A 26,361-nucleotide genomic window follows, 5' to 3' on the forward strand; every position below is an offset into this window, starting at 1 on the left:
GCTCTCGATGCTGTCGGAGCGGCAGTGTATCGCCGCCTGCTCTGTGTCCGATGCAGGCGGTGCAGCAGGCCAGGGGCCGACGCCGCGGGCCGTTCCTCGGCTCAGGTTCCGGTGCGCAGCACGCGCGCCAGTGCGGTGGCCAGTTCGTGCGCCGCGACGGGCTTGCCGAGCACGGCATCGGCGCCGGCCTCGCGGGCACGGCGCACCACCGCGGCGCCGAGGTAGCCGCTCATGAGCACCACCGGCACCGCCGGCCGCAGCGCACGCACGGCGCGGATCAGTGCCGCGCCGGACAGGCCCGGCATGCGCTCGTCCGTCAGCACCGCGTCGAAGCGGTCGGGGTGCGCCGTGAAGGCAGCCAGCGCCTCCGCACTGGAGCTGAAGCCCACCGGCACATAGCCCAGCCCGGTGAGCGTGTCGATCGTCAGCCGCACCAGCGCTTCTTCGTCGTCGACCACCAGCACCTGCTCATGGGTGCCACGCGGCAGCGGCGGCGTGGCGCCCGTGGCCGGCACCGGCATGTCGTCGATGCGCGGCAGGTAGACGGTGAAGGTGCTGCCCTCGCCGAGCACCGTGCGCACGTCCAGCGCGCCGCCGAACTCCGACACGATGCCGTGCACCAGCGACAGGCCCAGGCCGGTGCCGGAACCCACGTCCTTGGTGGTGAAAAAGGGATCGAAGATGCGCCCGAGGTTCTCCGGACCGATGCCCGCGCCGGTGTCGGCCACCGACAGCACCAGGTACTCCCCCGGCGCCAGCGTGCCGGTGCTCGCGACCTGGGGCTGCGCAAGACGCTGCGGCGCCAGGCCGATGCACAGCCTGCCGCCGCCGGGCATGGCCTGCAGCGCGTTGGTGGCGAGGTTCATCAGCACCTGGTGCATCCGCGTCGCATCGCCGCAAATGGCGGCACCGCCGGCGCGCAGATCGGCCTGCACGCGCACCCCGTCGGGCAGGCCGGCCGACAGCAGGTTGAGCGCTTCCTGCACCACGCCCTCGACGTGCACCGGCACGCGTTCGGTCAGGCCGCTGCGGCTGAAGGCCAGGATGCGCTCGACCAGTGCCCGCCCGCGCTCGCCGGCCGTGAGGATGAACTCGATGTCGCGCCGTGTGCGGCTGCCGGCACGGGTGCCGCGCAGCGCCATCTCGCCGAAGCCGAGGATGGCGCCCAGGATGTTGTTGAAGTCGTGCGCGATGCCGCCGGCCAGCGTGCCGACCGCTTCCAGCCGCTGGGTCTGCTGCAGCGCCGCCTCGGCCCGCTTCTGCAGGTCGATGTCGCTGACCGAGCCGGCCAACCGGGTCGCACGGCCGCTGGCGTCGCGCACGCAGACCCCGCGCAGGCGCAGCCAGCGGTAGACGCCGTCGGGGTGCAGCATGCGCCACTCGCCGTCGCAGCTCGGCAGCCGGCCTTCGAGGTAGCCGAAGATCTTCTCGCTGCGCACCGGGATGTCGTCAGGATGGATCTTCACCCGCATCAGCCATTCCCGGCGCGTGCGCAGCGTCGGCCCGACCTCCAGCCCGTAGAGGCGCTGGGCCTGCTCCGACATGAACATCTGGTCGCTGAGGATGTCCCAGTCGTAGATGCCGTCGTTGGCGCCGGCCACCGCCAGCGCGAAGCGTTCTTCCGATTCGCGCAGCGCGGCCTCGGCCAGCCGGCGCTCGGTGATGTCGGTCGAGATGCCGCTCACGCGCTGCACCTGCCCGTCGGAGATGAGCACGCCGCGCTCGTGGATCCAGCGCACCGTGCCATCGGGCCGCACCACGCGGAATTCCGCACCCCACGGCACATGGGAGCCGCTGCCGATCCACTGGCCGAAGGTCTCGCCGATGCGCTCGCGGTCGCCCGGGTGGATGCTGTCGATCCACAGGTGCGGCTCGCGGTACAGGTCCTCGACCTTGCGGCCCCAGATGCGCTCGAAGCTGGGGCTGGCATAGACCACGCGCTCGGGCATCAGCTCGGTGATCCAGATCACATCGGGCGTGGCGTCGGCCATGCGGCGAAAGCGCAGCTCGCTGTCCTGCAGCGCTGCCTGCACCCGTGCGTTCTCGCGCTCGGCGATGCGGCGCTCGTGGTTCTCGCGCGCCAGGTCGGCATACAGCCGCGCGTTCTCCAGCGAGATGGCCGCCTGCGAGGCCATCACCTCGAGCAGGCTCAGGCGTTCGGGCGTGAAGACGCGCGGCGCCAGGTTGTTCTCGAGGTGAAGCACGCCGAGCAGCTGCCCCTGGCGCACCAGCGGCAGGCACAGCACCGAGCGGCGGCCGGCGCGCTCGTCGACGCGCCCGGCGCCCGGCGCATTCGCCGGCGGCGTCATGGAAGCGTCGTCGAGCAGCATGCGCTTCTGGGTGCGCACCACATGCTGCAGCATGGTGGCGGGCAGGTCGTGCTCGGTCAGCGCGCTGCGGCGGAATTCGACCGCCACGCCCTCGCCGCGCGGCCCGTTGTCGCGGGTGCGCGCCTCGGCCTCGACCCGCCAGCTGCCGCCATCGGACAGCACCAGCAGGCCGCGCTGGGCCCCGGCGTGGCCGATGGCCGCAGTCAGCAGCGTGTCGATCAGCCGGTCGAGCACGATCTCGCCCGACAGCGCCTGCGAGACGCGGATCATCGCGGCCAGGTCGATGCGCTCGGCCGAAAGCTCGAACTCGGGCATCACGTCGCCGCTGGTCACCGGCTCGTGCCGCAGGAACGCGAAGGTCTGCTCCAGCTGCCGCACCTTGGCGTCGGCACCCCAGCGCAGGTAGGCCTGGCGCGCGCTGCGCAGGTAGGTCTCGCTCACCGTGGCCAGGCCTTCGCCCGCATGAAACCGCGCCGCCAGCTCGCTGGCGATGGCTTCGTTCTGCAGCAGTCCGTGGGTGCGGGCCAGGTCGGTCGCGCGCTGGTAGAGCCGGCCAGCGTCGAGCGTGCGGTTCTCCAGCCGCGCGATCTCGGCGTCGAGCAGGGCCACCTTGTCGGCGAAGGTGTCGGGCGCATGGCTGCCCCACCCCGCGAGCTGGTCGCGGTAGCGGCGCAGCTGCTGCGGCCGGTCGGCCACGCGCGGTGCATCGTCGTCCGGCAGGCTGGCCAGCGACAGCGCGGCGAAGTACGGCTGGTTGGCGCACTGCACGTGCACCGCCGACCAGAGCCAGGCCTCGGCCCGCTGCGAGGCCTGCCAGGCCAACTCCGGCCGGCCGGCGATGAAGAAGGACTGGGCCCGCAGCAGCCAGTGCCAGAACACCATCGTGGGCATGCGGCCCTCGCCCAGCGCGGCCTCGAAGGCGGCGGTGTCGAAGCCGTCGCCGTCCCATTGCGCGATGCCGGCGGTGCGCCCGCGCAGCGCCTGCACGAAGCGCTGCTGCGACAGCAGCTCGTCGACAACGTCGCGAAAGCCGGCCTTGCGCACGAAGGCCAGCCCGGCCTCGATGTCGTTGGCGACTGCGTCCAGCGCGTGGCCGCGCAGCAGCAGGTCGTTCGCCACGTGGTGGCAGGCGAAGCAGGCGACCGCCATGTCGCCGTGCTCGGCCGCGGCGGTGAAGGTGGCGCGCGCCAGGCGCACCGCCACATCGAGCGGCCGGGTCCAGCCGCTGGCGATCTCGAGCGAGAACAGGCTCTTGGCCTCGTAGGCGCCGAAACCGTGGCGCAGCACCAGCGTCTGCGACAGCTGGGCGAAGCGCAGGCCGTCGTCGTGCCGGCCATAGAAGCGGCCCAGCAGGATGCCGAACCAGGCGAAGCCCTGCGGCGAGCCGGGCGTGAGGCCATGGGCCAGGCTCAGCCGCACCATGTGGCAGAGGTGAACGAAGGCCAGGCGCTCGTCGGTGAAGCAGGCCGGCGCGAACAGCTCGGACAGCACCGACATGGCCGCCTCGACGTCGCGGTCTGTGGCGCGCGGCAGCTCGGCCAGCGACTCGATGCTGCGGTCGCCCAGCCGCAGCAGCACGTCGGCGTAGGCGGCGTCGCGCTGCGCGTCGCTCGGGTGGGGCACCAGGTCGATGCCGAAATCGGCCAGGCATTCGATCGCCTCGGCCACCGCACGGGCGTAGTCGGAGCACAGCACGTGCATCACCACGCGCAGGCGGTAGACGGCCGCGCGCTCGGTGCGGGTGCGGGCGCGCGGCAGCAGCGCCGCCAGGCGCGGGTCGGCCTGCGCGGTCTGCCCGACCAGCAGCTCGCATTCGCTGCGCACCAGGTGCAGCTCGAAGCACAGCGCATGGCGGCGTTGCCATGCGCCCTCGCCCAGCAGCGCCAGGCCGGCGCCGAGGTAGCCCAGGGCTGAGCCGTAGGCCGCGGCGCGTCGGGCACGGTGCGCGGCCATCAGGTTCAGCTCGGCGGCCTGCTCGCGCTCGGCGGGGCGCGTGATGGCGTCGGCCCCGCGGTTGAACTGGTCGACGATGTCGAAGACGGCGGCGATGCGGTCGTCCGGTGCCGGCGTGTTCGCCAGCATGCGGCGCGCGATCTGGAGGTGGTGGCGTGGGCGGGCTCCGGGCGCCAGTTGTGCATAGGCCGCCTCGCGCACCTTGTCGTGCGCGAAGACCCACAGGCTCTGGCGTTGCAGCAGCAGGCCGGCCACGACGGCCGGGTGCAGCAGCACCTGCAGCGTCCCCGCATCCCACTGCGCCGCCGTTTCGAGCGCGGCGCTTTCCGCCTGCGCGCCGAGGCAGGCCAGCTGCTGCAGCACGGCCAGCGTCTCGGCCGGCAGCCGCTGCAGCTTCAGCGCCATCAGCAGGACCACGCCGTCGCTGCCGGGGTCGGCCTCGGCCATCGTGTCGATGCGGGCCATGTCCCAGGCCCAGCCGGCGGTCGGTGCGTCGTACAGCAGCAGGCCTTCGTCGGCCAGCTCGGTGATGAACTGGCCGGCGAAGAAGGGGTTGCCGCCGGTGCGCTCGTGCACCCGGCGGGCCAGTTCGGCCACCCGCTGCGTGTCGGTGCGCAGGGTGTCGGCCACCAGCCAGCCGATGTCCGCCGCGTCGAGCGGCCGCAGCGCGAGGTCGAGCACCGTCGCGCCGTCGTCGCGCAGCGCCTGCAGCCGCGCGACGACGCCCGGGGCGTCGGCCGCGGCGTCGCCGTCACCGTCACCGTGGCCCTCGTCGCCCTCGCCCTCGCGGCAGGCGCCGACCAGCAGCAGGTGCGCGCCTTCGGGCGCCAGCAGCAGCTGCACCAGCAGGTCGCTGGTCGCGCGGTCGGCCCACTGCAGGTCGTCGAGGAACAGCACCAGCGGATGCTCGCGCTGTGCGAAGACCTGCAGGAAGCGCCGGAACACCTGATGGAAGCGGCCCTGCGTGTCGGGCGACGACGGCTCCGGCCCCTCGCGCTGCGGGCCGATCAGCGTCTCCAGCTGCGGCAGCAGGCCGACAAGGAAATGGCCGTGCGGCTCCACCGCCTGGCGCAGCGCGGCCTGCCAGGCGGCGCGCTCCGGCTCCGGGCGGCCGAGCACCATGCCGAGCAGGCCCTGCAAGGCCTGCGAGAGCGTCGCCAGCGGCACGTCGCGCGTGTACTGGTCGAACTTGCCCGAGGCGAAGAGGCCGCCCGAACCGACCAGGGTGCGCTGCAGCTCGCGCGCCACCGACGACTTGCCGATGCCGGCCGGCCCGCGCACCAGCACCCCCTCGATCCGGCCGCGCTCGGCGACGCGGTCGAAGGCGGCCCGCAGCGCGGCGACTTCGCGCTCGCGGCCGTAGAGCCGCTCGGGCACCCGCAGCTGGCGTGGCACGTCGGCCGTGCCGAGCACGAAGTCGTCCAGGCTGCCCGCGCGCTCCCAGTCGGACAGGCAACGCCGCAAGTCGAGTTCGAGGCCGGCGGCGGTCTGGTAGCGGTCTTCCGCCGCCTTGGCCAGCAGCTTCGTCACGATGCGCGACAGCGTGTGCGGCAGGCTGGGCACGCGCACACCGGGCGCCACCGGCTGCCGCGCAAGATGGCAGTGCATCAGTTCGGCCGGGTCGGTGGCCTGGAACGGCGGCACGCCGGTCAGCATCTCGTAGAAGGTGGCGCCCAACGCGTACAGGTCGCTGCGTGCGTCGACCGAGCGGTTCATGCGGCCGGTCTGTTCGGGCGCCATGTAGCGCAGGGTGCCCGCGATGATGTCCGACGGCGCCGCGCTGGCCTGCTCGCGCGGCAGGGCCGAGGCCAGGCCGAAGCCGGTGAGCCAGGCGCGCGCGGCGGCCACGTCGACGAAGAAGTGGCCCGGCTGCAGGTCCTTGTGGATCAGCCCGCGCGCATGCAGCTGCCCCAGCGCCGCCGCCATGCCGACGGCGACCCGCAACGCCGCCCGCACCGGCCAGGGGCCGCCCATCTTGCGCGACAGCAGTTCGCCGCCTGGGTCGTTGAGCGTCAGGGCCGGATGCTCGGCATCGAGGTCGAGGTGGATCGGCCGCGCGGCCCAGCCGTCGTCGAGCCGCTCGCGCAGGGCGTACTCGTGGCGCAGCCGCTCGCGCAGCGCGGCACCGGGCCGGGCCGCGACGGCGCGCAGGATCAGCACCGACGCGCCGCCGCCCGACGCGGTGCGGCGCGCCAGCAGCAACTGGGCATCGCTGCGCAGCGGCCGGTCGACCAGGCGGCTGGGCGCGCGCTCCGCGTCGGTCGTCACGCCGGCATCCGGCAAGCCGCCCATCGTCCGTCCACCATGTTCAGGTTCCTCCTGCCTTCGTTGATGCAGGCGCGACCCCATTGAAGCGCGGTCGGCCGCTCGGCATTGTGACGAAGCGGCCCGCTTGTTCGACAGCGGACACATGCGGCGCGCCGCTGCAGCGGCGCGACTCCCTCCAAAGGCCGATGCGCGCGCGCGCCGTTCCGGTTCCCATCGATAGGCGCCATCGGGCAGAAGCACGGCGGCCGTGACCGCAGCCCCTTCCGATCTTCTCCACCCCTCTCCCCTCTCCCAAAGGAACGCAACCCATGCCCACCATCACCACCAAAGACGGCACCCAGATCTTCTACAAGGACTGGGGCACCGGCCAACCCATCGTCTTCTCGCACGGCTGGCCGCTCACGGCCGACGACTGGGACAACCAGATGCTGTACTTCCTCGGCAAGGGCTATCGCGTGATCGCGGCCGACCGCCGTGGCCATGGCCGCTCGACCCAGACCTGGACCGGCAACGACATGGACACCTACGCCGACGACCTGGCCGCGCTGACCGAAGCGCTCGACCTGAAGAACGCGGTGCACATCGGCCATTCCACCGGTGGCGGCGAAGTGGCCCGCTACATCGGCCGCCACGGCACCGAGCGTGTCGCGAAGGCGGTGCTGATCGGCGCCGTGCCACCGATCATGCTGAAGACCGCGGCCAACCCGGGCGGCCTGCCGCTGGAAGTGTTCGACGGCATCCGTGCCGGCGTGGCCGGCAACCGCTCGCAGTTCTACATCGACCTCACGATGCCCTTCTACGGCTACAACCGGCCGAACGCCAAGGTGTCCGAAGGCATCCGCCGCGGATGGTGGCTGCAGGGGATGATGGGCGGCATCAAGGCGCACTACGACTGCGTCAAGGCCTTCTCGGAAACCGACTTCACCGAAGACCTGAAGAAGATCGACGTGCCGACGCTGGTGCTGCATGGCGACGACGACCAGATCGTGCCGTATCAAGATGCCGGCGTGCTGTCGGCCAAGCTGGTGAAGAACGCGACGCTGAAGATCTACCCGGGCCTGCCGCACGGCATGTGCACCACGCACCCGGAGATCATCAACCCGGACATCCTCAGCTTCATCGAGGCCTGAGGCCGGCCAGGAGACTGCGATGAACAGCGTGACCATGACCATCACCACGCCGGACGGCGACTTCACGGCGTACGTGGCACGCCCGGCGCAGGGTACCCATTCCGCGCCGGCCATCGTGGTCTGCCAGGAGATCTTCGGCATCAACGCCGACCTGCGCGCGACCTGCGACGAGCTGGCGGTGCAAGGCTTCATCGCCGTGTGCCCCGACCTGTTCTGGCGCCTGGAGCCGGGGCTGGACCTCTCGCCGGACACCGACTGGCCGCGCGCCCTGGCGCTCTACCAGGCCTACGACCTGGACACCGGCGTCGACGACATCGCCGCCACACTCGAGGCCGCCCGGCGGTTGCCCGGCGCCTCCGGCAAGGTCGGGCTCATGGGCTTCTGCCTTGGCGGGCTCATGACCTATCTGACGGCCGCGCGCAGCCGGGTCGATGCGGCGGTCTCCTACTACGGCGGCCGCACCGAGGAATTCCTCGGTGAGGCTGCGACGCTGGCGTCGCCGCTGCTCATGCATCTGGGCGAAGAGGACGAGTTCATTCCCAAGCCGGCGCAACAGCGCATCGTCGATGCGCTGGCCGGCCGGCCGAACGTCGAGGTCTACCGCTACCCCGGCTGCATGCACGCGTTCGCACGACATGGCGGCACGCACTACGACGCTGCGGCCGCGCGGCTGGCCCACCTGCGCACCTTCGACTTCTTCCAGGCCCGGCTGCAGACCTGAAGCCGCCGCACCGACGCGATTTCCCCGTTCCATTCACCCCCAAGGAGAAGGCCATGTTCGGATTGACATCGCTCGGCGTGATCCACACCGCCATCAGTCTGGTGGCGCTGGCCGCAGGCATCGCCAGCATCGTGCGCTTCGGCGAGATCGCGGCCGACCGCCCCGTCGGCCGTTGGTACGTGTGGGCCACGGTACTGACCTGCCTCACCGGCTTCGGCATCTTCCAGCGCGGCGGTTTCGGTGCCCCACACGTGCTGGGCATCGTCACGCTGGTGGTGCTGGGTATCGCCGCGCTGGCCGGGCGTGGGCGCGTCTTCGGCGGGGCGTCGCCGTACGTCGCAACGCTGGCGTACTCGACCACGCTGTTCTTTCACATGATCCCCGGGCTGACCGAAACCTTCACCCGCGTGCCGATCGGCGCGCCGCTCTTCAGCAGCCCGGAAGACCCGGCGCTTCAGCAGACCGTGGGCGTGTTCTTCCTGCTGCTCATGGTCGGCGGCTTCTTGCAGGTGCGGCGGCTGCGTGCGCGCAGTGCGGCACCACTGCCCGGTGCCGGCCTGCTCGGCTGAGCCCTGGCCTGCGGGGCACCGGCAGGCGCCCGCTGATACCGCCCGTTACCACGTGGACAGCGACACGCGTTGCCGTCCGACAAAGCGTTCCCTGCACATCCCCGAAAAAGGCCATTCTGTGAACTTTTCACATAAATTGCCTTTCGTGGAGTGCGTCGATGTCTCAACCCCTTTCCCTGCAAGCCGCGCGCCGGTCGCCCGCCGGCGCCTTTCATGCCGCGGCTTCGGCGCAGACCGCGGCCGCCATTGCCCTGCGGGCCAATGCCCTGGCACGGGCGACCCGCGCCCGCGAAGCCTTCCAGGCCCGGCTGGCCAGCAGCTTCCGCGCGCACCTCGACGGCTTGGCGCCTGAGCCCAGCGACGCAGAGCTGCGCACCTTCGCGCTGCTCGCCGCCACCGAGCACCGGCTCGAGCAGCACCTGGCCGAAGCCCGGGGCGAGGCTCGACCGCAGCGTCAGCCGTCGTGAACGGCACCCGACCACCCGAAGGGAAGCCCGCCATGAACACCCCCGCCGCCAGCTTCATCGTCACCGGCATTCCCTCGGGCCCGGCGTACGGCAGCCTGTTCGACCTGGCGCGCCTGCAGCGCGGCGCCGATGCAGAGATCTGCGAGAGCTGCAACACGATCAACATCGGCCACGCGCGGTGGTGCAAGAGCTGCGCGCGCCGGCTGCCGGGCATGGCCCGCGAGGTGGATGCGGAGGCGTTGACCCGCAGCACCGAAGCGCCGAAACCGGCGATCGCGCCAGAGTTCTACGCGTTCTGGGCGGTCATCAATTCCCTCGTGCTCGTCACGACCTTCGTTCCTTTCGGCTAGGCGGCGAAGGTGCGTGGCGATGGCATGGCGCGTGAGGGCAGGACCGCGTCGCGATTGACGTCCAGGATCTCCGGCGTGACGAAATTCTGCAGCTCGTGCCACACCGCCAACCGCGAGAGTGCGCGCTATTGCCGCGGCTGTGCGGGCAAGTTCTCCGGCCTCCGCACGCCGGCGACCGCCTTCGACTCGACACGCAGTAGCAGCGCCTCGCCGGTCGAGGCGCTGCTGGTCATGCCAACCACGACCGCCCCCGCTGCGCCGACCCGGCAGACGGCACCGCCGCGCCACCGGTGGCTGCCGCTGCCGGCCGGCATCGACGTCTCCGTGGTCTGGGTGCTGCTGGCACTGACCGTCCTGCAAGGCGGCTTCGTGCTCTGGTACATGAGCCGGCCGGCATCGTCGAAAAGCGTGCTGACACCGACGGCGGTTTCCAGCGTCGCGGTCGCTCCCGAGGCAGCGCCGGTGCCGATGGTCCTGCCGCCAAGCATCGAACCGGCGCCGGCGGCCGCGGCGGCACCGGCCGCGACGGAGGGCGCAGGCACGACGACCGCCGCCAGTGCCGCCGACAGCGCGCCGCCCGCGCCCGCCCCGGCCGCCGAGCCTCCCCCGCCCGCCGAGCCGAACCCTGGCCAGACCGCGACCGTCGAGCCCGCCTCCGCGGCCGAGGCCGCGCCTGCAGCAGAGGCCGCGCCGCCGGCCCCGAAGCCACCGCCCCCGCGTCAACGCGTGGCTGCTGCCCCCCGGGCAGCGGGCGAGTCCGGCGCTTCGCCGCGGGCGCGGGCTGAGCGCCCCGCGGCGGCCTCGGCGCGCCAGACCGTGCCGGCTGCGCGCGGATGCGATCCGCGCGCCGATGCCCTGTGCGCACTGCCGGCCTTCTCGGCCGCGGTCGCACCCGCTGCGGCGGGGGCACCGGCATCGGCATCGGCAAGCACTGGCGCCGTCGCGCCATCGGCGCCCGCGGCCGCACCCGTTACGCCCAATGGCAACCCGCTCTACAAGTTCTTCGATGCGCTGCGCACGCTCGGAACGGCGATCGCCGTCGGCGGGAACGGCAGCGCGGGTGCGGACCCGAGCGCAGCCGGGGACGGCGGAAGCGGCAGCAGTGCCGCGGCCGGCGGCAGCGCTGGATCGGGGTCGGGCGGCGCCGGAGCCGGAGCCGGAGCCGGCGGTGCAGGCGCGGGCGGCGGCGGTTCGGGCAGCGGCGGTGGTTCGGGCGGCGGAGGCCCCGGGGGTGGCGGCTCCGGTGGTGGTGGTTCCGGTGGTGGTGGTTCCGGTGGCGGCGGCTCCGGTGGCGGTGGTTCCGGCGGTGGTGGTTCGGGCGGCGGTGGCTCGGGCGGCGGCGGCTCGGGTGGTGGTGGCTCCGGTGGTGGCGGCTCCGGTGGCGGTGGCCCCGGCGGTGGCGGCTCCGGTGGCGGTGGCCCCGGTGGTGGTGGCTCGGGTGGCGGTGGCGGCTCGGGCGGTGGTGGTTCGGGCGGTTCCGGCGGACGCTGACCCGTTCGCGACGCGGCTCGCCGATCGCCGGAACACCTGAGCATCAGCCGGCAGCGTCAGGCGCGCTTTCGACAGTGCGCGGCCCGTTTCGAACAATGCCGGCCCTGCCCCGGTGAAAGAATGGTTCCCATGCAAGCAACCACCCCCGAAGTCGTGGCCGACGAAGCCGCCATCGTCGCCGCCGCCCATGCCCTGCGCGGCGAGGCCGTCGCCATGCTCAGCGAACTGGTCACGCACCCGTCGCTGCTGGGCCACGAGCAGAGCGCACAGACCTTCATGGCGAAGGCCTTCGCCGGCCTCGGCCTGCAAGTAGACGAATTCCAGATCGACGAGGAAAAGCTCAAGGCCCACCCCGGCTACTCGCCCTCGATCGTCTCCTACGAAGGCCGCACCAACGTGGTCGGCATCCACCGGCCGGGCGGCCCGTTCAAGGGCCGCTCGCTGATCTTCAACGGGCACATCGACGTGGTGCCCACCGGCGCCGAGGTGCTGTGGACCGACGCGCCCTTCTCCGGCAAGGTCGACGGCGACCGGCTGTACGGCCGTGGCGCGTCGGACATGAAGGCCGGCATCGTCGCCTACACCATGGCCTACAAGGCGCTGAAGTCGATGGGCCTGGAGCCGGCGTCGCCGGTGTATTTCCAGTCGGTGATCGAAGAGGAATGCACCGGCAACGGCGCGCTCGCCTGCCTGGTGGAAGGCTACCGTGCCGATGCCGCCGTCATCCCCGAGCCGATCGCCGAGAACGGCGTCATGACCTGTCAGATGGGCGTGCTGTGGCTGGCGATCGAAGTGCTGGGCAAGCCGGTACATGCCTCGGTCGCGCAGACCGGCGTGGGCGCCATCGACTTCACGATGTACCTCTTCGGCGCGCTGAAGAAGCTGGAAGAAAAATGGAACGCGCCGAACGCGCGCTACCGCAGCTACGCGCACCACAACCATCCGGTGAACTTCAACCTCGGCAAGATCAGCGGTGGCGAATGGGCGTCGTCGGTGCCCTCGGCCTGCCGCGCCGACGTGCGCATCGGCTTCTACCCCGACATGAAGGTCGCGCAGGCGAAGCAGCAGGTCGAGGCGGTGCTGGCGGCCGCCTACGAGGCCCACCCGGCCCATGCCGCGCTCAGCTACCGAATCGTCTACGAAGGCTTCCAGGCCGACGGCTGCGAAGTGCCGGCCGACGCGCCCATCGTGAAGGCCATTTCGCAGTGCCACCAGGATGTGGTGGGCCAGACACTGCAGCCGACCGCCTTTACCGGCACCACCGACGCGAAGTTCTTCAATCTCTACGGCGAGACGCCCGCCATCTGCTACGGCCCCTCGGGCGGCGCCAACATCCACGGCATTGACGAGTGGGTGTCGATCGACAGCCTGATGCAGACGACTGCGGTGCTGGCGGTGTTCATGGCGCGCTGGTGCGGGGTGAACCGCCGTGGCGACAGGCCAGGGCTGAAAGGGTGAACGTGCCGTAGCGTGCGGCCCGAGCTTGCATCGAGGACCGGAGCCGCACTCTCGTGCGGCGAGGACCGCAGGTGCGAGATCGGGTCGCGCAGTAGGCGTCTTCGCCCTTTCAGTCGATGTCGCAGCGCCCCAGGTAGTGCTTGGGCGTCTTGCCCATCACGCGGCGGAACATCGCGGTGAAGGCGCTCGGGCTTTCGTAGCCCAGGTCCATCGCGACGGTGCTGACGGCGGTGCCCATCGACAGGCGCCGCAGCGCCTCCATCAGGCGCAGCTGCTGGCGCCACAGCGTGAAGGTGATGCCGGTCTCGTCGCGGAACAGCCGCGTCAGCGTGCGCCGACCCAGCGCGCCGAAACGCGCCCAGTCTTCCAGATCGCCTTCGCGCCCGGGGTCGGCCAGCAGCGCCTTGCAGATGCGCAGCAGCCGTGGGTCGTTGGGCATCGGCACGTGCAGCGGAACCTGAGGCGCCGCGCAGATCTCGTCGAGGATGAGGCGCATGACGCGGCCGTCGCGGCCGGCTTCGTCGTACAGCAGCGGGATGTCGATGGCCTCGATGATGAGCTGGCGCATCAGCGGCGACACCTCGATCACGCAGCATTCGTCGGGCAGGTCGGGCGAGGCGTCGGGCTGAATGTAGAGGGAGCGGTTCGACACGGTCTGGCCGCGCGCGTGCATCTCATGCTCGATGCCGCCGGGCACCCAGACGGCGCGGTTGGGCGGCACCAGCCAGGCGCCTTCCTGCGTGTGCAGCGTGAACAGGCCCTTGACCGCATAGGCCAGCTGCGCGCGCGGGTGCGAGTGGCGCGGGACGATCATCGACGGCTCGGGGTCGTGCTCCACGATGATCATCGAGACCGGCCGCGGGATGTCCTGGTAGTCCTGGAAGACCTGGCTGCGGGCGGGTGTCAGGCTGTTCATCATCACGGTTCCCGGCTCGCAAGAAATGCGCCAAACCAGAGCGATGGACGGTGGCCTGCACAAGGCTTATCGGTCCGGCACGGCGACAAATGGCCCGCGCGGAACAGAACTCGGCTCGATCCCGCAAACTTCGCGGAGCGCCCTTCCTACACTGGGTCGCCCGTTCGACATGCACCGCCACCACGCGCTGGCCCTACACCTGATCTTCGCTTCATGACCGTCGTCGCCCTTCTCAGCCGCACCGCCAACCTCGACTTCCTCCGCCCCATGCTGACCGCGGCCGACCCGTCGCTCGACGTCGTGACCTGGCCCGACCCGCGCTGCCTCAACGCCGAGGTCGCCGTGTGCTGGAACTCACCGCCTGGCGTCTATGCGCAAATGCCCAGGCTGCGCCTGGTGCACAGCATCGCGGCCGGCGTCGACAACGTGGTCGCCGAGCAGGACGTGGGCGCGTTGCCGGTCTGCCGCGTGGTCGACCCGATGCTGGCCGAGGGCATGCTGCAGTTCGTGCTGTGGGGCGTGCTGCACTTCCATCGCAAGCTCGACCAGGCGATGGCCAGCCAGCGCATCCAGGAATGGAAGCGTCCGCGGCAGACGCCGGCCTCGAGCTGCCGTGTCGGCCTGATGGGCATGGGCGAACTCGGCGGCCACATCGCCAGCCGCCTGCCCTCGCTCGGCTATCCGGTGAGCGGCTGGGCGCGCACGCCGCGCGAAATCCCGGGCGTCACGATGTTCAGCGGCGACGCAGGCTACAACGCCTTTCTCGCGCAGACCGACGTGCTGGTGTGCCTGCTTCCGCTCACGGCGCAGACGCGCGGCATCCTGGGCGAGCGCACCTTCTCGGCCCTGCCCCACGGCGCGGCGCTGATCCACTGCGGCCGTGGCGAGCACCTGGTCGAGTCCGACTTGATCGCGGCGCTGGGCAGCGGCCAATTGCGCGGCGCTGTCGTCGACGTGTTCGAGGAGGAGCCGCTGCCGGCCGACCACCCGCTGTGGACCACGCCCGGCGTGGTCGTCACGCCGCACATGGCGACCATGGCGACCTACGACGTGGTGGTCCAGCAAGTGGTGCGCAACATCGGCCAGATGCATGAGGGCGCGCCCTACTTCAACCAGGTCGACATGGCGCGCGGATACTGAGGCGCGCACGCATCGACCACCGGAAACGAAAAAAGGCCACCTCGTGAGGTGGCCTTTTCGATTCGAATATGGAGCGGGATAAGAGACTCGAACTCTCGACCTATACCTTGGCAAGGTATCGCTCTACCAACTGAGCTAATCCCGCATTGCAAGCCGACGATTATAGCCCAAAAAAGCAGGCCTCCTGCTGCGCTCAGGAGCGGTCGGAGAGGGCAAGCTCGAACGCGACGCCGACCGGCACCGGGACATTGCGCGCGCTCAGCCGCCAGCCATGGGCCATCGCGATCTCCTCGCAGATGGCCAGGCCCAGGCCAGCGCCTTCATGGGTGCTGCCCGGGCCACGCCAGAAGCGGGTGAAAAGTTTGGGCTTGTCGTCCTCGGCGATGCGCGGACCCGGATTGCGCACGCACAGGCCGCCCGCATCCATGCGCACGCTCACGGTGTCACCGGGCGCCGTGTGCTGGATCGCGTTCTCGACCAGGTTCTTGACGAGAATGAACAGCGCGCTGCCATCCGCCTGAAGGGGCACGGGCACGAGCGGTGGAAGGTGCTCGACGCACACGCCATGGCGTTCGGCCAGGCGTGCCAGGTACGACACGGCGTCGGCCACCACGGTCGAGGCATCGCAGGTCTCGAAGGCGTAGTTGCGGGTTTCGCTGACCTCGGCCAGGTGCAGCAGCTGGTGCACCTGCCGCGCCATCAGGTCGACGTCCTTCAGCAGATGCTCGCGGCCCGGCTGTGCAGCGATCTCGATCTCGGCACGGATCAGTGCCAGCGGCGTCTTCAGCTCGTGCGCGGCCGACGCGAGAAACTCCTGCTGCACCCGGTAGCCTTTCTCGAGCCGCTCCAGCGCGCTGTTGAAGGCGTCGATGAGCGGCGTCAGTTCGCTGGGCAAGCGCTGCGCGTCGAGCCGCGCCGTGAGGTTGCGCGGCGCGATGCCTGCTGCCACCGCGGAAGCCTCCCGCAACGGCCGCAGGACGCGGCGCGACGTCCACAGCACGAGCAGGCAGAAGAAGAACACGCCGAGCACCATCGCGCCCACACCGGCCATGAGGGCGATCATCTTTCCGCCGTTGGCCACCGACAGCGAAAAAAAGACCATCCGTTCGCTGCGCGCGACCTGGACGATGTAGGTCTGGCCGTGTTGTCGCACCGAGGTCGTCAAGAGGCGCAGCTTGACGCGCTCGATCATCGCGCTGCTGTAGTGCTCCGCCGCATCGAGGGGTTCGCGCTGCAGCGCCATCAACGCGGGGCCGGCTGGCGAGGCGAACAAGGTGGCGCCCTGCGCATCCATCACGCGGTAGGCGACGTCCTTGGCCAGCCCGTCGTACATCTGGACGATCTTCTCCGGCAGCTCGACCGCCACCAGGCGGTCGGCCGCGTCGAAGACCATGCCTTGTTCCAGCCGCTCCACATGGCTCGTGAGATTGTCGCGCACCAGCGAGGCGGCCGGCAGCGACATCACCACGGCGACGCCGGCGCCGATCACCGCCAGCACCAGCAGCAGCGAGCCGACCGAGATGGCCAGCAGCCGGGCCGTGAGGCTACAGGGCCACCGAAGCGGTGCGAAGCGCATAGCCATGCCCCCGGACGTTGACGATCTGCAACTCGCTGCCGATGGCCAGCAGCTTCTTGCGCAGGCGGTGCAGCGCGACATCCAGCGCGTTGGGCGTGACGGCTTCGCCGAGGCCCCAGGCCGCGTTCTCGATGACGCTGCGGCGCACGATCAGGCCGTCGGCGCGCACCAGGCTCAGCATGATCTGAAGCTCGGCCGGCGCCAGCGAGATCGTTTCGTCGCCACAGGCCATGCAGGCGGCCTCCGGCCTCACCTGCAGGTCGGCGTAGGCCGGCGCCAGGCTGCGCAGCGCCGCGGGGCGGCGCATCAGCGCACGGACGCGCGCGACCAGCTCTTCCATCGCGAAGGGCTTGGGCAGGTAGTCGTCGGCGCCGGCCTCGAGCCCGGCCACGCGGTCGTGCAGCGCATCGCGCGCGGTCAGCATCAGGCAGGGCACGCGATGGCCGCCTTGCCGAAGGCGCTTGACCAGATCGAGCCCATCGCCGTCGGGCAGGCCGCGATCGACCACCGCCACGGCATAGCCGCCGGCCATCAGTGCCGTGGCGGCCGAGTCGGCGCGGCCGAAGGTGTCGACCTCGATGCCCGAAGCCGCCAAGGCGCGAGCGATCAGTTCGCCCAGACGCGCATGGTCCTCGACCAAGGCCACACGGTTCATCGGCAGGGTCCTCGCGGCTTCAGAAGCGGTAAAGATAGCCGATGGCGACGGCCGGAACGGTCTTCTTGTCGACCAGCGGGCTGTCCTTGATCTCCTTGCCCAGCGCCGTGGCACTGAGGTCGAGGAAGAGCGACTGGTGCGCGTCGAGCACGTACGCCGTGCGCAGGCCGGCCTGGAAATTGACCGTCGACTTGCCTTCGTACGCGGCGCGCGACGCCGTGGCTTCGGCACCGCTCACGCCGTAGTAGTAGTTGACGTACTTCTTGTCGGCCCACAGCACCGACGCGCGCGGCGTGAAGACGAAGCGGCCGGCGGTGAAGCTGCGCTCGATGCCCAGTCTGGCCTGCGTGCCCTTGCTGTTGCCCGACACGTCGCCCAGCACCTCGAGCGACAGCTTGGCGAAGTCGGCGTTCCAGGTGGCGGCGCCGCCGACCCAGAAGCCGGCCTTGCGCTCGTCCATGCCGTAGAGGATCGGCGCATCGTCGGCCTCGTAGCCGTCGGCGAGCGCGTACTTGCCGCGCAGCGCGAAGGTGAACTGCTCGGTCTTGGCGAATTTCCAGTCGGCGGTCAGACCCGAGAGGCGGAAGTACTCGCTGTCGTAGGTCAGCAATGGCAGCAGCCGCTTGTTGTTGTCGATGCCGGTGTAGGGCAGGCGCTCGACACCAGCGCCGATACCGAATCCCCAGACACCGGGGGTTCCGGGTTTCCATTCCTGGGCAGAGACTGCGAAAGACACAGAGAGGGCGCACAGCGACAAGGCAAGGGGCGCGCAGCGGCGCAGGGATGGCAAGGGCATGGAATATCCAGGGGAAATGACAGAGGGCCGCATGGTCGCGGCGCCGGACTTACTGACGCCTTACCAGGCTTTCCGGTCGCGCCGGGATGGCGCACGGGGGAACGAAGGGCACACCACATCAACGCGAACATGCAAGGCTCCGGAATTCAAACCGGCATGCTCGGGCGGGCCGCCTTACCCTCGACTTACTCTGGACTCACCGGCCGCAGTCTTTCAGTCCGGCACGAACTTCGCCTTGAACTTCGCCTCGTCGGCCGCGTCCTCGAAGGTGGCGAGCTGGCCGGCCTTGTTGTCGGCCAACCGGTGGGCCGCGAACAGGCTGTAGCGGCCCTTCAGGTAGTAGCTCTCCATCTCGATGTACATGTACGGGTAGGGCACGAACACCTGGTGCTCGAACACCACCCGGTGCAGGTTGCGCGGGTTCGGAAAGAGCTTGTACTCCCCGGTGGTGATGGCTTGAGCAGTGGCCATGGCGGGCGCTCAGGCGGGGTCGCGCACGTCGGCGGTCGGCTTGGCGCCGAAGTCCGCGCGGGCGAGGTAGGCCAGCACCTTGCCGGCGGCCGTGCCGGGCGAATCGAGCACGCCGTCGGCCTTGAGCTTCTCGAAGCGGCCGCGGTCGGGGAACAGCGCCGCATCGGTGCCGCGCATGGCGATCTGCATGTCGGTGTCAATCACACCGGGCGCGAGCGAGACGATCTTCGCGCCGTTGGGGCGCAGTGCTTCCTCCAATGCCACGGCGCGCGAGAAGTGGTCCATGCCGGCCTTGGCGGCGCAGTACGGCGCCTGGCTGGCCATCGCGTTGCGGCCGAGGCCCGACGAGATATTGAGCACCTTGCGCACGCCGCGCCAGTCGGTCGTGGCCCGCAGGAACGCAGCGGTGAGAAGCAGCGGCGCCTCGAGGCCGATGCGCAGCGACTGCACGAGGTCCGGCGCATCCGCCTTCTCGAGCGGACCGAGGCGGCCGACGGTGCCGGCGTTGTTGATCAGCGTGACGCTGTCGAAGGCCTGCGCGTCCTGCTCCGCCAGCCAGGCGCCGATGCGTTCGGCGGCGGCTTCGGGTGCGGCAAGGTCGAAGGACCACTGCAGCAGCGTGGCGCCGCTGGCCTTGGCTTTCGCGGCCAGCGCGTCGTCGGTCTTGCGCGAGATGCACACGAGCGTGTGGCCGGCCTCGAGCAGTTGCTCGGCCATGGCGCGGCCCATGCCGCGGGAGGCGCCGGTGAGGAGGGTGAGATGTGTTGCGCTCATTGCGTTTTGTCCTGGGGGAAAGATGAGGAAGACGTGGAATTCGGTGCGAGCGCGCTGCTGTGCAGGGCCGCCAGGTCGAGCACGCGCAGACCGCCGTACTCGACCTGGATCATGCCCTGTGCCTCGAGCGTGCGCAGCGCCTCGTTCACGCGCTGGCGCGACAGGCCGATCAGGTAGGCCAGCTCCTGCTGCGTGATGCGCAGCAGCTCGCCGACACCGGGGAACAGCACCGGGTTGAACAGGGCGGCCAGGTTGCGCGCCACGCGCACGTCGGGGTTGTTCTGCCGGTCGGCCTCGCGCGCGGCGATGAACTGGCCGAGCCGCTCGTTGAGCTGGTTCATGACGAAGCGGTTGAAGCCGATCGAGTGGTCGAGCAGCCAGTGGAAGTCGTCGATCGGCAGGCCGGCCACCACGCTGCGGCGCAGCGCCTGGATGTTGTAGCGGTAGGGCTCGCGCTTCATCGCCGTGCCCTCGCCGAACCAGCCGCCCGGCGGCAGGCCGCTGTAGGTCATCGAGGTGCCGTCGGCGTTGTCGTTGCTCATCTTGAGTAGGCCTTCGATCACGCCGAACCAGTAGGTCGGCGAGCCGCCGATGCGGCAGACCAGGTCGCCCGGCTCTGCTTCGCCCACCACCAGTGCGGCCTCGGCGCGGCGGCGCTCGGTGGTGCTCAGGGCGTCGAGCCACGGGATGCTGCGCAGTTCGTCCGGCCGCGCGGCACGGGCGCGGTCACGGATGGCGTTGCGCCCGCGGTCGGCTGGAGCCATCGGGAAAGTCCGGGGAGTGGTGACCCTAGGATTGTCGTTGGAATGACAACTTGGCGTCAAAGCGAAGCCTACAGTCCGCTCCATCGTGAACATCCACCCACCCGCCGCGCCTGCCGCCGACACCTTCCCCCGCCTGCTGCGCGCGCACGCCGCACAGCAGCCCGACGCACCTGCCGTCCGCGAGAAAGACCTGGGCATCTGGCAAACCTGGACCTGGGCCGACACGGCGCAGGCGGTGCGCGAGATGGCCTGCGGCTTGGCAAGCCTCGGGTTCAGGCCTTTCGACAACCTGGCCATCGTCGGCGCCAACCGGCCGCACCTGTACATGGCGGTGGTCGCGGCGCAGAGCCTGCGCGGCGTGCCGGTGCCGCTCTACCAGGATGCGGTCGCTGCCGAGATGGTCTTCATGCTGGGCGATGCCTCGATCGAGTTCGTGATCGCCGAAGACCAGGAGCAGGTCGACAAGCTGCTCGAATGCCGCGATCTGCAGCAGGCGCAGGGCGAGGGCCATACCCACCACGCCCTCCGCCACATCATCTACGACGACCCGCGCGGCCTGCGCCACTACACGCAGCCGGGGCTGATGAGCTTCGAGCAACTGCGCGAGCGCGGGCGCGCCTTCGAAGCCCTGAACCGCGGCTTCTACGACGCGGCCGTGGCCAGCGGCGTGAGCAGCGACGTCGGCGTGATCCTCTACACATCCGGCACCACCGGCCGGCCCAAGGGCGTGTGCCAGACGCATGCGAGCTTCATCGCCGCGGGCCACGGCGGCGTGGTCACCGACAAGCTCGGCCCCGGCGACAACATCATGAGCTACCTGCCGATGGCGTGGGTGGGCGACCACCTGTTCTCGGTGGCGCAGTGGCTGGTCGGCGGCTTCACGCTCAACTGCCCCGAGTCGGCTGCGACGGTGATGAACGACATGCGCGAGATCGGCCCGAGCTACTACTTCGGCCCGCCGCGCACCTTCGAAGGGCTGCTGACCGCCGTGTCGATTCGCATGGAAGACGCGGCCGCACCGAAGCGCTGGCTGTATGCCAAGGCCATGGCACTGGCGCAGCGCGTGGGCGCCGACATCCTGAACGGTGCGCCGGTGAGTGCGCTCGACCGCTTCAAGTACGCGCTGGGCGACCTGCTGGTCTACGGGCCGCTGCGCAACGTGCTGGGCATGAGCCGCATCCGCGTGGCCTACACGGCGGGCGCGGCCATCGGGCCGGACCTGTTCCGCTTCTACCGCTCCATCGGCGTCAACCTCAAGCAGTTCTATGGCCAGACCGAGACCTGTGCCTACGTCTGCCTGCAGCAGGACGGCAAGGTCAAGCTGCAGACGGTCGGCACCGCGGCGCCCGGCATGGAACTGCGCATCGCCGACAACGGCGAGGTGCTGGTGCGCGGCGTGTCGGTGCTCAAGGAGTACTACAAGCGCCCCGACGCCACGGCCGAGGTGCTCGACGCCGACGGCTACTTCCATACCGGCGACGCCGGCGTGCTCGACAGCGAAGGCCACCTGCGCATCATCGACCGCGCGAAAGACGTCGGCCGCATGCAAGGCGGCGCGATGTTCGCGCCCAACTACATCGAGAACAAGCTGAAGTTCTTCCCGCAGATCAAGGAAGCCGTGTGCTTCGGCGATGCGCGCGACCAAGTCTGCGCCTTCATCAACATCGACTACGAAGCGGTCGGCAACTGGGCCGAGCGGCGCGGCCTGGCCTATGGCGGCTACGTCGACCTGGCGGGCAAGCCGGAGGTGCTGACGCTGATCGCGGACTGCGTGCAGAAGGTGAACGCCGACCTGGCCGCCGAAATCGGCATGGCCGACACGCAGATCGCGCGTTTCCTGGTGCTGCACAAGGAGCTCGACCCCGACGACGACGAGATGACCCGCACGCGCAAGGTGCGGCGCGGCTTCGTCGCGCAGAAGTACGCGGTGCTGATCGATGCCCTGTACGACGGCAAGCCCGAGCAGTTCATCGAGACGCAGGTGAAGTTCGAGGACGGCCGCACCGGCTCGGTCAGCGCCACGCTGCACATCGTCGATGCCAAGCGATTTCCCGAAGTGAAGGCGGCCGCATGAACGCAATGACCGAAACCGAAGGCCGCGCCGCCGTCCAGGCCGACCCGGCGCATACCCCACGCCGGCGCGGCGAGGTAATCCTCGACATCCAGAACATCTCGTTGAACTTCGGCGGCGTCAAGGCGCTGACGGACATCAGCTTCGACGTGCGCGAGCACGAGGTGCGCGCCATCATCGGCCCCAACGGCGCGGGCAAGAGCTCGATGCTCAACTGCATCAATGGCGTGTACCAGCCGCAGCAGGGCTCCATCACCTTTCGCGGCCAGGTCTTCAAGCACATGAATTCGCGCCAGGTGGCGCAGATGGGCGTGGCGCGCACATTCCAGAACCTGGCGCTCTTCAAGGGCATGAGCGCGCTCGACAACATCATGACGGGGCGCAACCTGCAGATGAAGAGCGGCCTCCTGGCGCAGGCCTTTCGCAACCCCTTCGGCTGGGGCTCGGCCGAGCGCGAGGAGCTGCAGCAGCGCGAGTTCGTCGAACGCATCATCGACTTCCTGGAGATCCAGGCGTTTCGCAAAACGCCCGTGGGCCAGCTGCCCTACGGCCTGCAGAAGCGCGTCGACCTGGGCCGCGCGCTGGCGATGGAGCCGCAGGTGCTGCTGCTCGACGAACCGATGGCCGGCATGAACGTAGAAGAGAAGCAGGACATGAGCCGCTTCATCCTGGACGTGAACGACGAGTTCGGCACGACCATCGTCTTGATCGAACACGACATGGGCGTGGTGATGGACATCTCCGACCGCGTGGTGGTGCTCGACTACGGCAAGAAGATCGGCGACGGCACCCCGGACGAAGTCCGCAACAACGAAGACGTGATCCGGGCATACCTCGGGGTGGAGAGCTGAGATGGGCTTTTTCCTGGAAACCCTGTTCGGCGGCCTGATGGTCGGCATGCTGTACGCGCTGGTCGCGCTCGGCTTCGTGCTGATCTTCAAGGCCTCCGGCGTCTTCAACTTCGCCCAGGGCGCGATGGTGCTGTTCGCCGCGCTGGCGATGGCGCGCTTCGCCGAATGGCTGCCGCGCTGGCTCGGCTTCGAGAGCATGGTGCTCGCCAACGTGCTGGCCTTCATCGCCGCCGCGCTGTGCATGGTCGGCGTGGCCTGGGCGGTCGAGCGCTTCGCGCTGCGTCGGCTGGTCAACCAGGAAGGCATCACGCTGCTGATGGCAACGCTGGGCATCGCCAACGTGCTCGATGGCGGCGGCCAGCTGATCTTCGGCAGCGCCACCTACAAGATCGACATCGGCATGCCGAAGGACCCGATGATGGTGCTCGAGAACGTCTTCCAGGGCGGCCTGCTGCTGAACAAGGAAGACCTCTACGCCGCCGTCGCCGCGGCGGCGCTGGTCGCGTTGCTCACCCTCTTCTTCCAGAAGACCCGCACCGGCCGTGCGCTGCGTGCGGTGGCCGACGACCACCAGGCCGCGCAGTCGATCGGCATTCCGCTCGGGCGCATCTGGGTCATCGTGTGGTCGGTGGGTGGGCTCGTCGCGCTGGTCGCCGGGATCATCTGGGGCAGCAAGCTGGGCGTGCAGTACTCGATCTCGCTGGTGGCGTTGAAGGCCTTTCCAGTGGTGATCCTCGGCGGGCTCACCTCGGTGCCGGGGGCAATCCTGGGCGGTCTGATCATCGGCGTGGGCGAGAAGCTGTCAGAGATCTACCTCGGCCCCTACGTGGGCGGCGGCATCGAGAACTGGTTCGCCTACGTGCTGGCCCTGGCCGTTCTGCTCATCCGGCCCCAGGGCCTGTTCGGCGACAAGATCATCGACCGCGTCTGAAGAAACCTCCACCATGTTCTACAGAGAAAACGGTCAATTCAAGAGCAGCTACCGGGCCGACCTGGCGTTGTTCCCGATCGCGCAGGACCGCTGGGCGATGCTGGCGCTGATGGCGATCTGCTTCGTCGCGGTGCCGATGCTGGTGAGCGACTACGCCTTCCGCGCCGTGCTGATCCCCTTCCTCATCCTCGCGCTGGCGGCCATCGGCCTGAACATCCTGGTGGGCTACTGCGGGCAGATCTCGCTCGGCACCGGCGCCTTCATGGCGGTCGGCGCCTATGCGGCCTACAACCTGCAAGTGCGCATCGAGGGCATGCCGCTGGTGCTGTCGATCCTCGGCGGGGGGCTGGCGGCCATGGGACTGGGCGTGGTCTTCGGCATTCCGAGCCTGCGCATCCGCGGGCTGTACCTGGCGGTGGCAACGCTGGCCGCGCAGTTCTTCATCGACTGGTTCACCAACCGTGTGAAGTGGGTGACCAACGATTCGCCTTCGGGCTCGGTGGGCGTGCGCTCGCTGGAGATGTTCGGCTACGAGTTCAGCACGCCCGTGCAGAAGTACCTGCTGTGCCTGTGCTTCGTGGTGGCGTTCGGCATGCTGGCGAAGAATCTGGTGCGCGGCGCCATCGGCCGCGAATGGATGGCGATGCGCGACATGGACGTGGCGGCGGCCGTCATCGGCATCCGGCCGGTGTACGCCAAGCTCACCGCCTTTGCGGTCAGCAGCTTCATCGTCGGCGTGGCCGGTGCGCTGTGGGGCTTCGTGCACCTGGGCGCCTGGGAGCCCGCGGCCTTCGGCATCGAGAAGTCGTTCCAGCTGCTGTTCATGATCATCATCGGCGGGCTCGGCTCCATTGCCGGATGCTTCTTCGGCGCCGCCTTCATCGTGCTGCTGCCCCTGCTGCTGAACTACGTGCCGCATTGGCTCGGACTGCCGATCTCGACGGCGACGGCGTCGCACCTGGAACACATGATCTTCGGCGCCCTGATCGTGTTCTTCCTGATCGTCGAGCCGCACGGCCTGGCGCGGCTCTGGTCGACCGCGCGGCAGAAGCTGCGGCTCTGGCCCTTCCCCCATTGACCCATTCATCGATTTAGGTTCCCGCACACCCCGTGCTCATTACAAGGAGACAAGCCATGCAATTCAGGAATCTCGCACGCACCGCGGCACTTGCCGCTGCGGGGCTTTCGATGGTCGTCGCGGGCACCCTCGCGCAGGCCCAACCGGCCGAACAGTTCGTGCCGCTCTTGGTCTACCGCACCGGCCAGTTCGCGCCGCTGGGCATTCCATGGGCCGACGGCAAGCAGGACTATCTGAAGCTGGTGAACGCACGCGATGGCGGCGTCAACGGCGTCAAGCTCACCTTCGAGGAATGCGAGTTCGCCTACGACGCGGCCAAGGGCGTGGAATGCTACGAGCGCCTGAAGGGCAAGGGCACGGGCGCCTCGGGCTTCGACACCCAATCGACCGGTGTGACCTTTGCGGTGAGCGACAAGGCCATCGTCGACAAGATCCCGGTGGAGACGACCGGCTACGGCTTGTCGCAATCGGTCGACGGCACGGTGTTCGAGTGGAACTTCCCGCTGCTGGGCACCTACTGGACGGCCGCCGACGTGATGGTGCAGGACATCGCCAAGAAAGAGAAGGGCGACCTCAAGGGCAAGAAGATCGCGCTGGTCTACCACGACTCGCCCTACGGCAAGGAGCCGATTGCGCTGCTGCAGAAGCGCGCCGCGGCGCAGGGCTTCGAGCTGGCGCTGTTCCCGGTCACGCCGCCCGGCGTCGAGCAGAAATCGGTGTGGCTGCAGATCCGCCAGCAGAAGCCCGACTATGTGCTGTTCTGGTCGGCCGGCGTGATGACGCCCGCCGGCATTCGCGAGGCGCAGGCCAGCGGCTATCCGCGCGAGAAGATCTACGCGGTGTGGTGGGCCGGCTCCGACCATGACGTGAAGGACATCGGTGCCGGCGCCAAGGGCTACAACGCCATCACCATCCACAACAGCGCGGCCAAGGACAAGGTGCACGACGAGCTCAAGAAGGCGGTGCACGACAAGGGCCAGGGCACCGGCCCGGCCGACAGCATCGGCACGCTGGCCCACACCCGCGGGATGATGATCTCGATGCTGCAGGTCGAAGCGATCCGCGCCGCGCAGGAGAAGTACGGCAAGGGCAAGTCACTCACGCCCGAACAGGTGCGCTGGGGCTTCGAGAACCTGAACCTCACGGCCGACCGGCTGAAGGCACTGGGCTTCGGCGAGATCATGCGGCCGGTGAAGACCTCGTGCGCCAACCACATGGGTGACGACTGGGCGCGCATCATCCAGTGGGACGGCGGCAAGTGGGAGATCAAGCCCGACTGGTACCAGTCCGACAAGAGCTTCATCGACCCGCTGGTGAAGGAGTACGCGGCCAAGTACGCGAAGGACAAGAACATCAAGCCGCGGACCTGCTGATCGGCCTCTTGCGTGCCGGCTCGTGAGAGCCGGCATGCGAAAGGCACGCCGCATCGGCGCCTTTCGCATGCTTCGGACACCACCATGAGCGAACCCAACATCCTTCTCAACGTCAACGGCATCGAGGTCATCTACAACCACGTGATCCTGGTGCTCAAGGGCGTGTCGCTCACCGTGCCCGAAGGCGGCATCGTGGCGCTGCTGGGCGGCAACGGCGCGGGCAAGACC

The 26,361-nt window shown here is 69.5% G+C and carries 22 protein-coding genes and 1 tRNA gene; 14 read left to right on the forward strand and 9 right to left on the reverse strand.

Annotated features, from left to right (window positions below):
- Positions 1-101: 101 nt before the first annotated feature.
- A complete protein-coding gene (locus ACSFBE_RS22140; RefSeq protein ID WP_435492549.1) occupies positions 102-6,575 on the reverse strand; it encodes an AAA family ATPase in 6,474 nt (2,157 codons plus the stop codon).
- Between the two features lie 284 nt (positions 6,576-6,859).
- Here ACSFBE_RS22140 and ACSFBE_RS22145 point away from each other — a divergent pair, with 284 nt between their 5' ends.
- From ACSFBE_RS22145 to ACSFBE_RS22175, 7 genes are all read left to right on the forward strand, one after another.
- Positions 6,860-7,681, forward strand: a complete 822-nt coding sequence (locus tag ACSFBE_RS22145; protein ID WP_435492550.1) for an alpha/beta fold hydrolase — start codon at positions 6,860-6,862, stop codon at positions 7,679-7,681.
- Positions 7,682-7,700: 19 nt separating this feature from the next.
- The gene (locus tag ACSFBE_RS22150) at positions 7,701-8,402 is read left to right on the forward strand and encodes a dienelactone hydrolase family protein (RefSeq protein ID WP_435492551.1); all 702 of its coding nucleotides are present in this window, start codon (positions 7,701-7,703) and stop codon (positions 8,400-8,402) included.
- Between the two features lie 53 nt (positions 8,403-8,455).
- On the forward strand, positions 8,456-8,971 hold the full coding sequence (locus ACSFBE_RS22155) for a hypothetical protein (RefSeq protein ID WP_435492552.1): 516 nt from the start codon (positions 8,456-8,458) through the stop codon (positions 8,969-8,971).
- A gap of 158 nt (positions 8,972-9,129) precedes the next feature.
- Positions 9,130-9,438 carry a hypothetical protein gene (locus tag ACSFBE_RS22160; RefSeq protein WP_435492553.1) on the forward strand — a complete coding sequence of 103 codons (309 nt, stop codon included), beginning with the start codon at positions 9,130-9,132 and terminating at the stop codon, positions 9,436-9,438.
- A 32-nt stretch (positions 9,439-9,470) separates the two neighbouring features.
- Positions 9,471-9,788 (forward strand): hypothetical protein, encoded by a 318-nt coding sequence (locus ACSFBE_RS22165; RefSeq protein ID WP_435492554.1) that lies wholly within the window; start codon positions 9,471-9,473, stop codon positions 9,786-9,788.
- Between the two features lie 75 nt (positions 9,789-9,863).
- A complete protein-coding gene (locus ACSFBE_RS22170; RefSeq protein WP_435492555.1) occupies positions 9,864-11,279 on the forward strand; it encodes a hypothetical protein in 1,416 nt (471 codons plus the stop codon).
- A 129-nt stretch (positions 11,280-11,408) separates the two neighbouring features.
- Positions 11,409-12,737: an ArgE/DapE family deacylase gene (locus ACSFBE_RS22175; RefSeq protein ID WP_435492556.1), complete on the forward strand. Its 1,329-nt coding sequence runs from the start codon at positions 11,409-11,411 to the stop codon at positions 12,735-12,737.
- A gap of 109 nt (positions 12,738-12,846) precedes the next feature.
- Here the strand turns inward: ACSFBE_RS22175 and ACSFBE_RS22180 are convergent, their stop codons facing one another.
- Complete coding sequence (locus ACSFBE_RS22180; RefSeq protein ID WP_435492557.1) at positions 12,847-13,653, reverse strand: AraC family transcriptional regulator; 807 nt, start codon at positions 13,651-13,653, stop codon at positions 12,847-12,849.
- A gap of 213 nt (positions 13,654-13,866) precedes the next feature.
- Here ACSFBE_RS22180 and ACSFBE_RS22185 point away from each other — a divergent pair, with 213 nt between their 5' ends.
- The gene (locus tag ACSFBE_RS22185; protein ID WP_435492558.1) at positions 13,867-14,793 is read left to right on the forward strand and encodes a 2-hydroxyacid dehydrogenase; all 927 of its coding nucleotides are present in this window, start codon (positions 13,867-13,869) and stop codon (positions 14,791-14,793) included.
- A 69-nt stretch (positions 14,794-14,862) separates the two neighbouring features.
- Here the strand turns inward: ACSFBE_RS22185 and ACSFBE_RS22190 are convergent.
- From ACSFBE_RS22190 to ACSFBE_RS22220, 7 genes are all read right to left on the reverse strand, one after another.
- Positions 14,863-14,938, reverse strand: a tRNA-Gly gene (locus tag ACSFBE_RS22190).
- Between the two features lie 48 nt (positions 14,939-14,986).
- Complete coding sequence (locus ACSFBE_RS22195; protein WP_435492559.1) at positions 14,987-16,375, reverse strand: ATP-binding protein; 1,389 nt, start codon at positions 16,373-16,375, stop codon at positions 14,987-14,989.
- Complete coding sequence (locus tag ACSFBE_RS22200) at positions 16,338-17,024, reverse strand: response regulator transcription factor (protein WP_435492560.1); 687 nt, start codon at positions 17,022-17,024, stop codon at positions 16,338-16,340. The genes ACSFBE_RS22195 and ACSFBE_RS22200 overlap by 38 nt, the downstream gene beginning before the upstream one ends.
- Positions 17,025-17,043: 19 nt before the next feature.
- The gene (locus ACSFBE_RS22205) at positions 17,044-17,820 is read right to left on the reverse strand and encodes a MipA/OmpV family protein (RefSeq protein WP_435492561.1); all 777 of its coding nucleotides are present in this window, start codon (positions 17,818-17,820) and stop codon (positions 17,044-17,046) included.
- Positions 17,821-18,033: 213 nt separating this feature from the next.
- Entirely contained in the window at positions 18,034-18,291 is a 258-nt protein-coding gene (locus tag ACSFBE_RS22210; RefSeq protein ID WP_435492562.1) for a hypothetical protein, read from the reverse strand.
- 9 nt (positions 18,292-18,300) lie between these two features.
- On the reverse strand, positions 18,301-19,065 hold the full coding sequence (locus tag ACSFBE_RS22215) for an SDR family NAD(P)-dependent oxidoreductase (RefSeq protein ID WP_435492563.1): 765 nt from the start codon (positions 19,063-19,065) through the stop codon (positions 18,301-18,303).
- Positions 19,062-19,829 carry a Crp/Fnr family transcriptional regulator gene (locus ACSFBE_RS22220; protein WP_435492564.1) on the reverse strand — a complete coding sequence of 256 codons (768 nt, stop codon included), beginning with the start codon at positions 19,827-19,829 and terminating at the stop codon, positions 19,062-19,064. Before ACSFBE_RS22220 ends, ACSFBE_RS22215 begins: the two co-directional genes overlap by 4 nt.
- Before the next feature lie 85 nt (positions 19,830-19,914).
- Here ACSFBE_RS22220 and ACSFBE_RS22225 point away from each other — a divergent pair, with 85 nt between their 5' ends.
- From ACSFBE_RS22225 to ACSFBE_RS22250, 6 genes are all read left to right on the forward strand, one after another.
- Complete coding sequence (locus ACSFBE_RS22225; protein WP_435492565.1) at positions 19,915-21,903, forward strand: AMP-dependent synthetase/ligase; 1,989 nt, start codon at positions 19,915-19,917, stop codon at positions 21,901-21,903.
- 5 nt (positions 21,904-21,908) lie between these two features.
- Entirely contained in the window at positions 21,909-22,751 is an 843-nt protein-coding gene (locus ACSFBE_RS22230) for an ABC transporter ATP-binding protein (protein ID WP_435492572.1), read from the forward strand.
- A 1-nt stretch (position 22,752) separates the two neighbouring features.
- Positions 22,753-23,682: a branched-chain amino acid ABC transporter permease gene (locus tag ACSFBE_RS22235; protein WP_435492566.1), complete on the forward strand. Its 930-nt coding sequence runs from the start codon at positions 22,753-22,755 to the stop codon at positions 23,680-23,682.
- A gap of 13 nt (positions 23,683-23,695) precedes the next feature.
- On the forward strand, positions 23,696-24,760 hold the full coding sequence (locus ACSFBE_RS22240; protein WP_435492567.1) for a branched-chain amino acid ABC transporter permease: 1,065 nt from the start codon (positions 23,696-23,698) through the stop codon (positions 24,758-24,760).
- A gap of 56 nt (positions 24,761-24,816) precedes the next feature.
- Positions 24,817-26,133 (forward strand): ABC transporter substrate-binding protein, encoded by a 1,317-nt coding sequence (locus ACSFBE_RS22245; RefSeq protein WP_435492568.1) that lies wholly within the window; start codon positions 24,817-24,819, stop codon positions 26,131-26,133.
- Between the two features lie 84 nt (positions 26,134-26,217).
- The coding region (locus ACSFBE_RS22250) for an ATP-binding cassette domain-containing protein (protein WP_435492573.1) at positions 26,218-26,361 on the forward strand (144 nt) is incomplete at its 3' end.

This window comes from Variovorax sucrosi (genome assembly GCF_051216635.1).
Taxonomy (GTDB): Bacteria; Pseudomonadota; Gammaproteobacteria; order Burkholderiales; family Burkholderiaceae_C; genus Variovorax.

Bases quoted from the DNA above. Each gene is read 5' to 3' on its own strand.
- ACSFBE_RS22205 (WP_435492561.1), bottom strand. From the start codon at position 17,820: ATGCCCTTGCCATCCCTGCGCCGCTGCGCGCCCCTTGCCTTGTCGCTG.
- ACSFBE_RS22235 (WP_435492566.1), top strand. From the start codon at position 22,753: ATGGGCTTTTTCCTGGAAACCCTGTTCGGCGGCCTGATGGTCGGCATG.
- ACSFBE_RS22200 (WP_435492560.1), bottom strand. From the start codon at position 17,024: ATGAACCGTGTGGCCTTGGTCGAGGACCATGCGCGTCTGGGCGAACTG.
- ACSFBE_RS22160 (WP_435492553.1), top strand. From the start codon at position 9,130: ATGTCTCAACCCCTTTCCCTGCAAGCCGCGCGCCGGTCGCCCGCCGGC.
- ACSFBE_RS22185 (WP_435492558.1), top strand. From the start codon at position 13,867: ATGACCGTCGTCGCCCTTCTCAGCCGCACCGCCAACCTCGACTTCCTC.
- ACSFBE_RS22240 (WP_435492567.1), top strand. From the start codon at position 23,696: ATGTTCTACAGAGAAAACGGTCAATTCAAGAGCAGCTACCGGGCCGAC.
- ACSFBE_RS22195 (WP_435492559.1), bottom strand. From the start codon at position 16,375: ATGGCTATGCGCTTCGCACCGCTTCGGTGGCCCTGTAGCCTCACGGCC.
- ACSFBE_RS22165 (WP_435492554.1), top strand. From the start codon at position 9,471: ATGAACACCCCCGCCGCCAGCTTCATCGTCACCGGCATTCCCTCGGGC.
- ACSFBE_RS22150 (WP_435492551.1), top strand. From the start codon at position 7,701: ATGAACAGCGTGACCATGACCATCACCACGCCGGACGGCGACTTCACG.
- ACSFBE_RS22220 (WP_435492564.1), bottom strand. From the start codon at position 19,829: ATGGCTCCAGCCGACCGCGGGCGCAACGCCATCCGTGACCGCGCCCGT.
- ACSFBE_RS22230 (WP_435492572.1), top strand. From the start codon at position 21,909: ATGACCGAAACCGAAGGCCGCGCCGCCGTCCAGGCCGACCCGGCGCAT.
- ACSFBE_RS22210 (WP_435492562.1), bottom strand. From the start codon at position 18,291: ATGGCCACTGCTCAAGCCATCACCACCGGGGAGTACAAGCTCTTTCCG.
- ACSFBE_RS22155 (WP_435492552.1), top strand. From the start codon at position 8,456: ATGTTCGGATTGACATCGCTCGGCGTGATCCACACCGCCATCAGTCTG.
- ACSFBE_RS22180 (WP_435492557.1), bottom strand. From the start codon at position 13,653: ATGAACAGCCTGACACCCGCCCGCAGCCAGGTCTTCCAGGACTACCAG.
- ACSFBE_RS22145 (WP_435492550.1), top strand. From the start codon at position 6,860: ATGCCCACCATCACCACCAAAGACGGCACCCAGATCTTCTACAAGGAC.
- ACSFBE_RS22175 (WP_435492556.1), top strand. From the start codon at position 11,409: ATGCAAGCAACCACCCCCGAAGTCGTGGCCGACGAAGCCGCCATCGTC.
- ACSFBE_RS22245 (WP_435492568.1), top strand. From the start codon at position 24,817: ATGCAATTCAGGAATCTCGCACGCACCGCGGCACTTGCCGCTGCGGGG.
- ACSFBE_RS22140 (WP_435492549.1), bottom strand. From the start codon at position 6,575: ATGGGCGGCTTGCCGGATGCCGGCGTGACGACCGACGCGGAGCGCGCG.
- ACSFBE_RS22215 (WP_435492563.1), bottom strand. From the start codon at position 19,065: ATGAGCGCAACACATCTCACCCTCCTCACCGGCGCCTCCCGCGGCATG.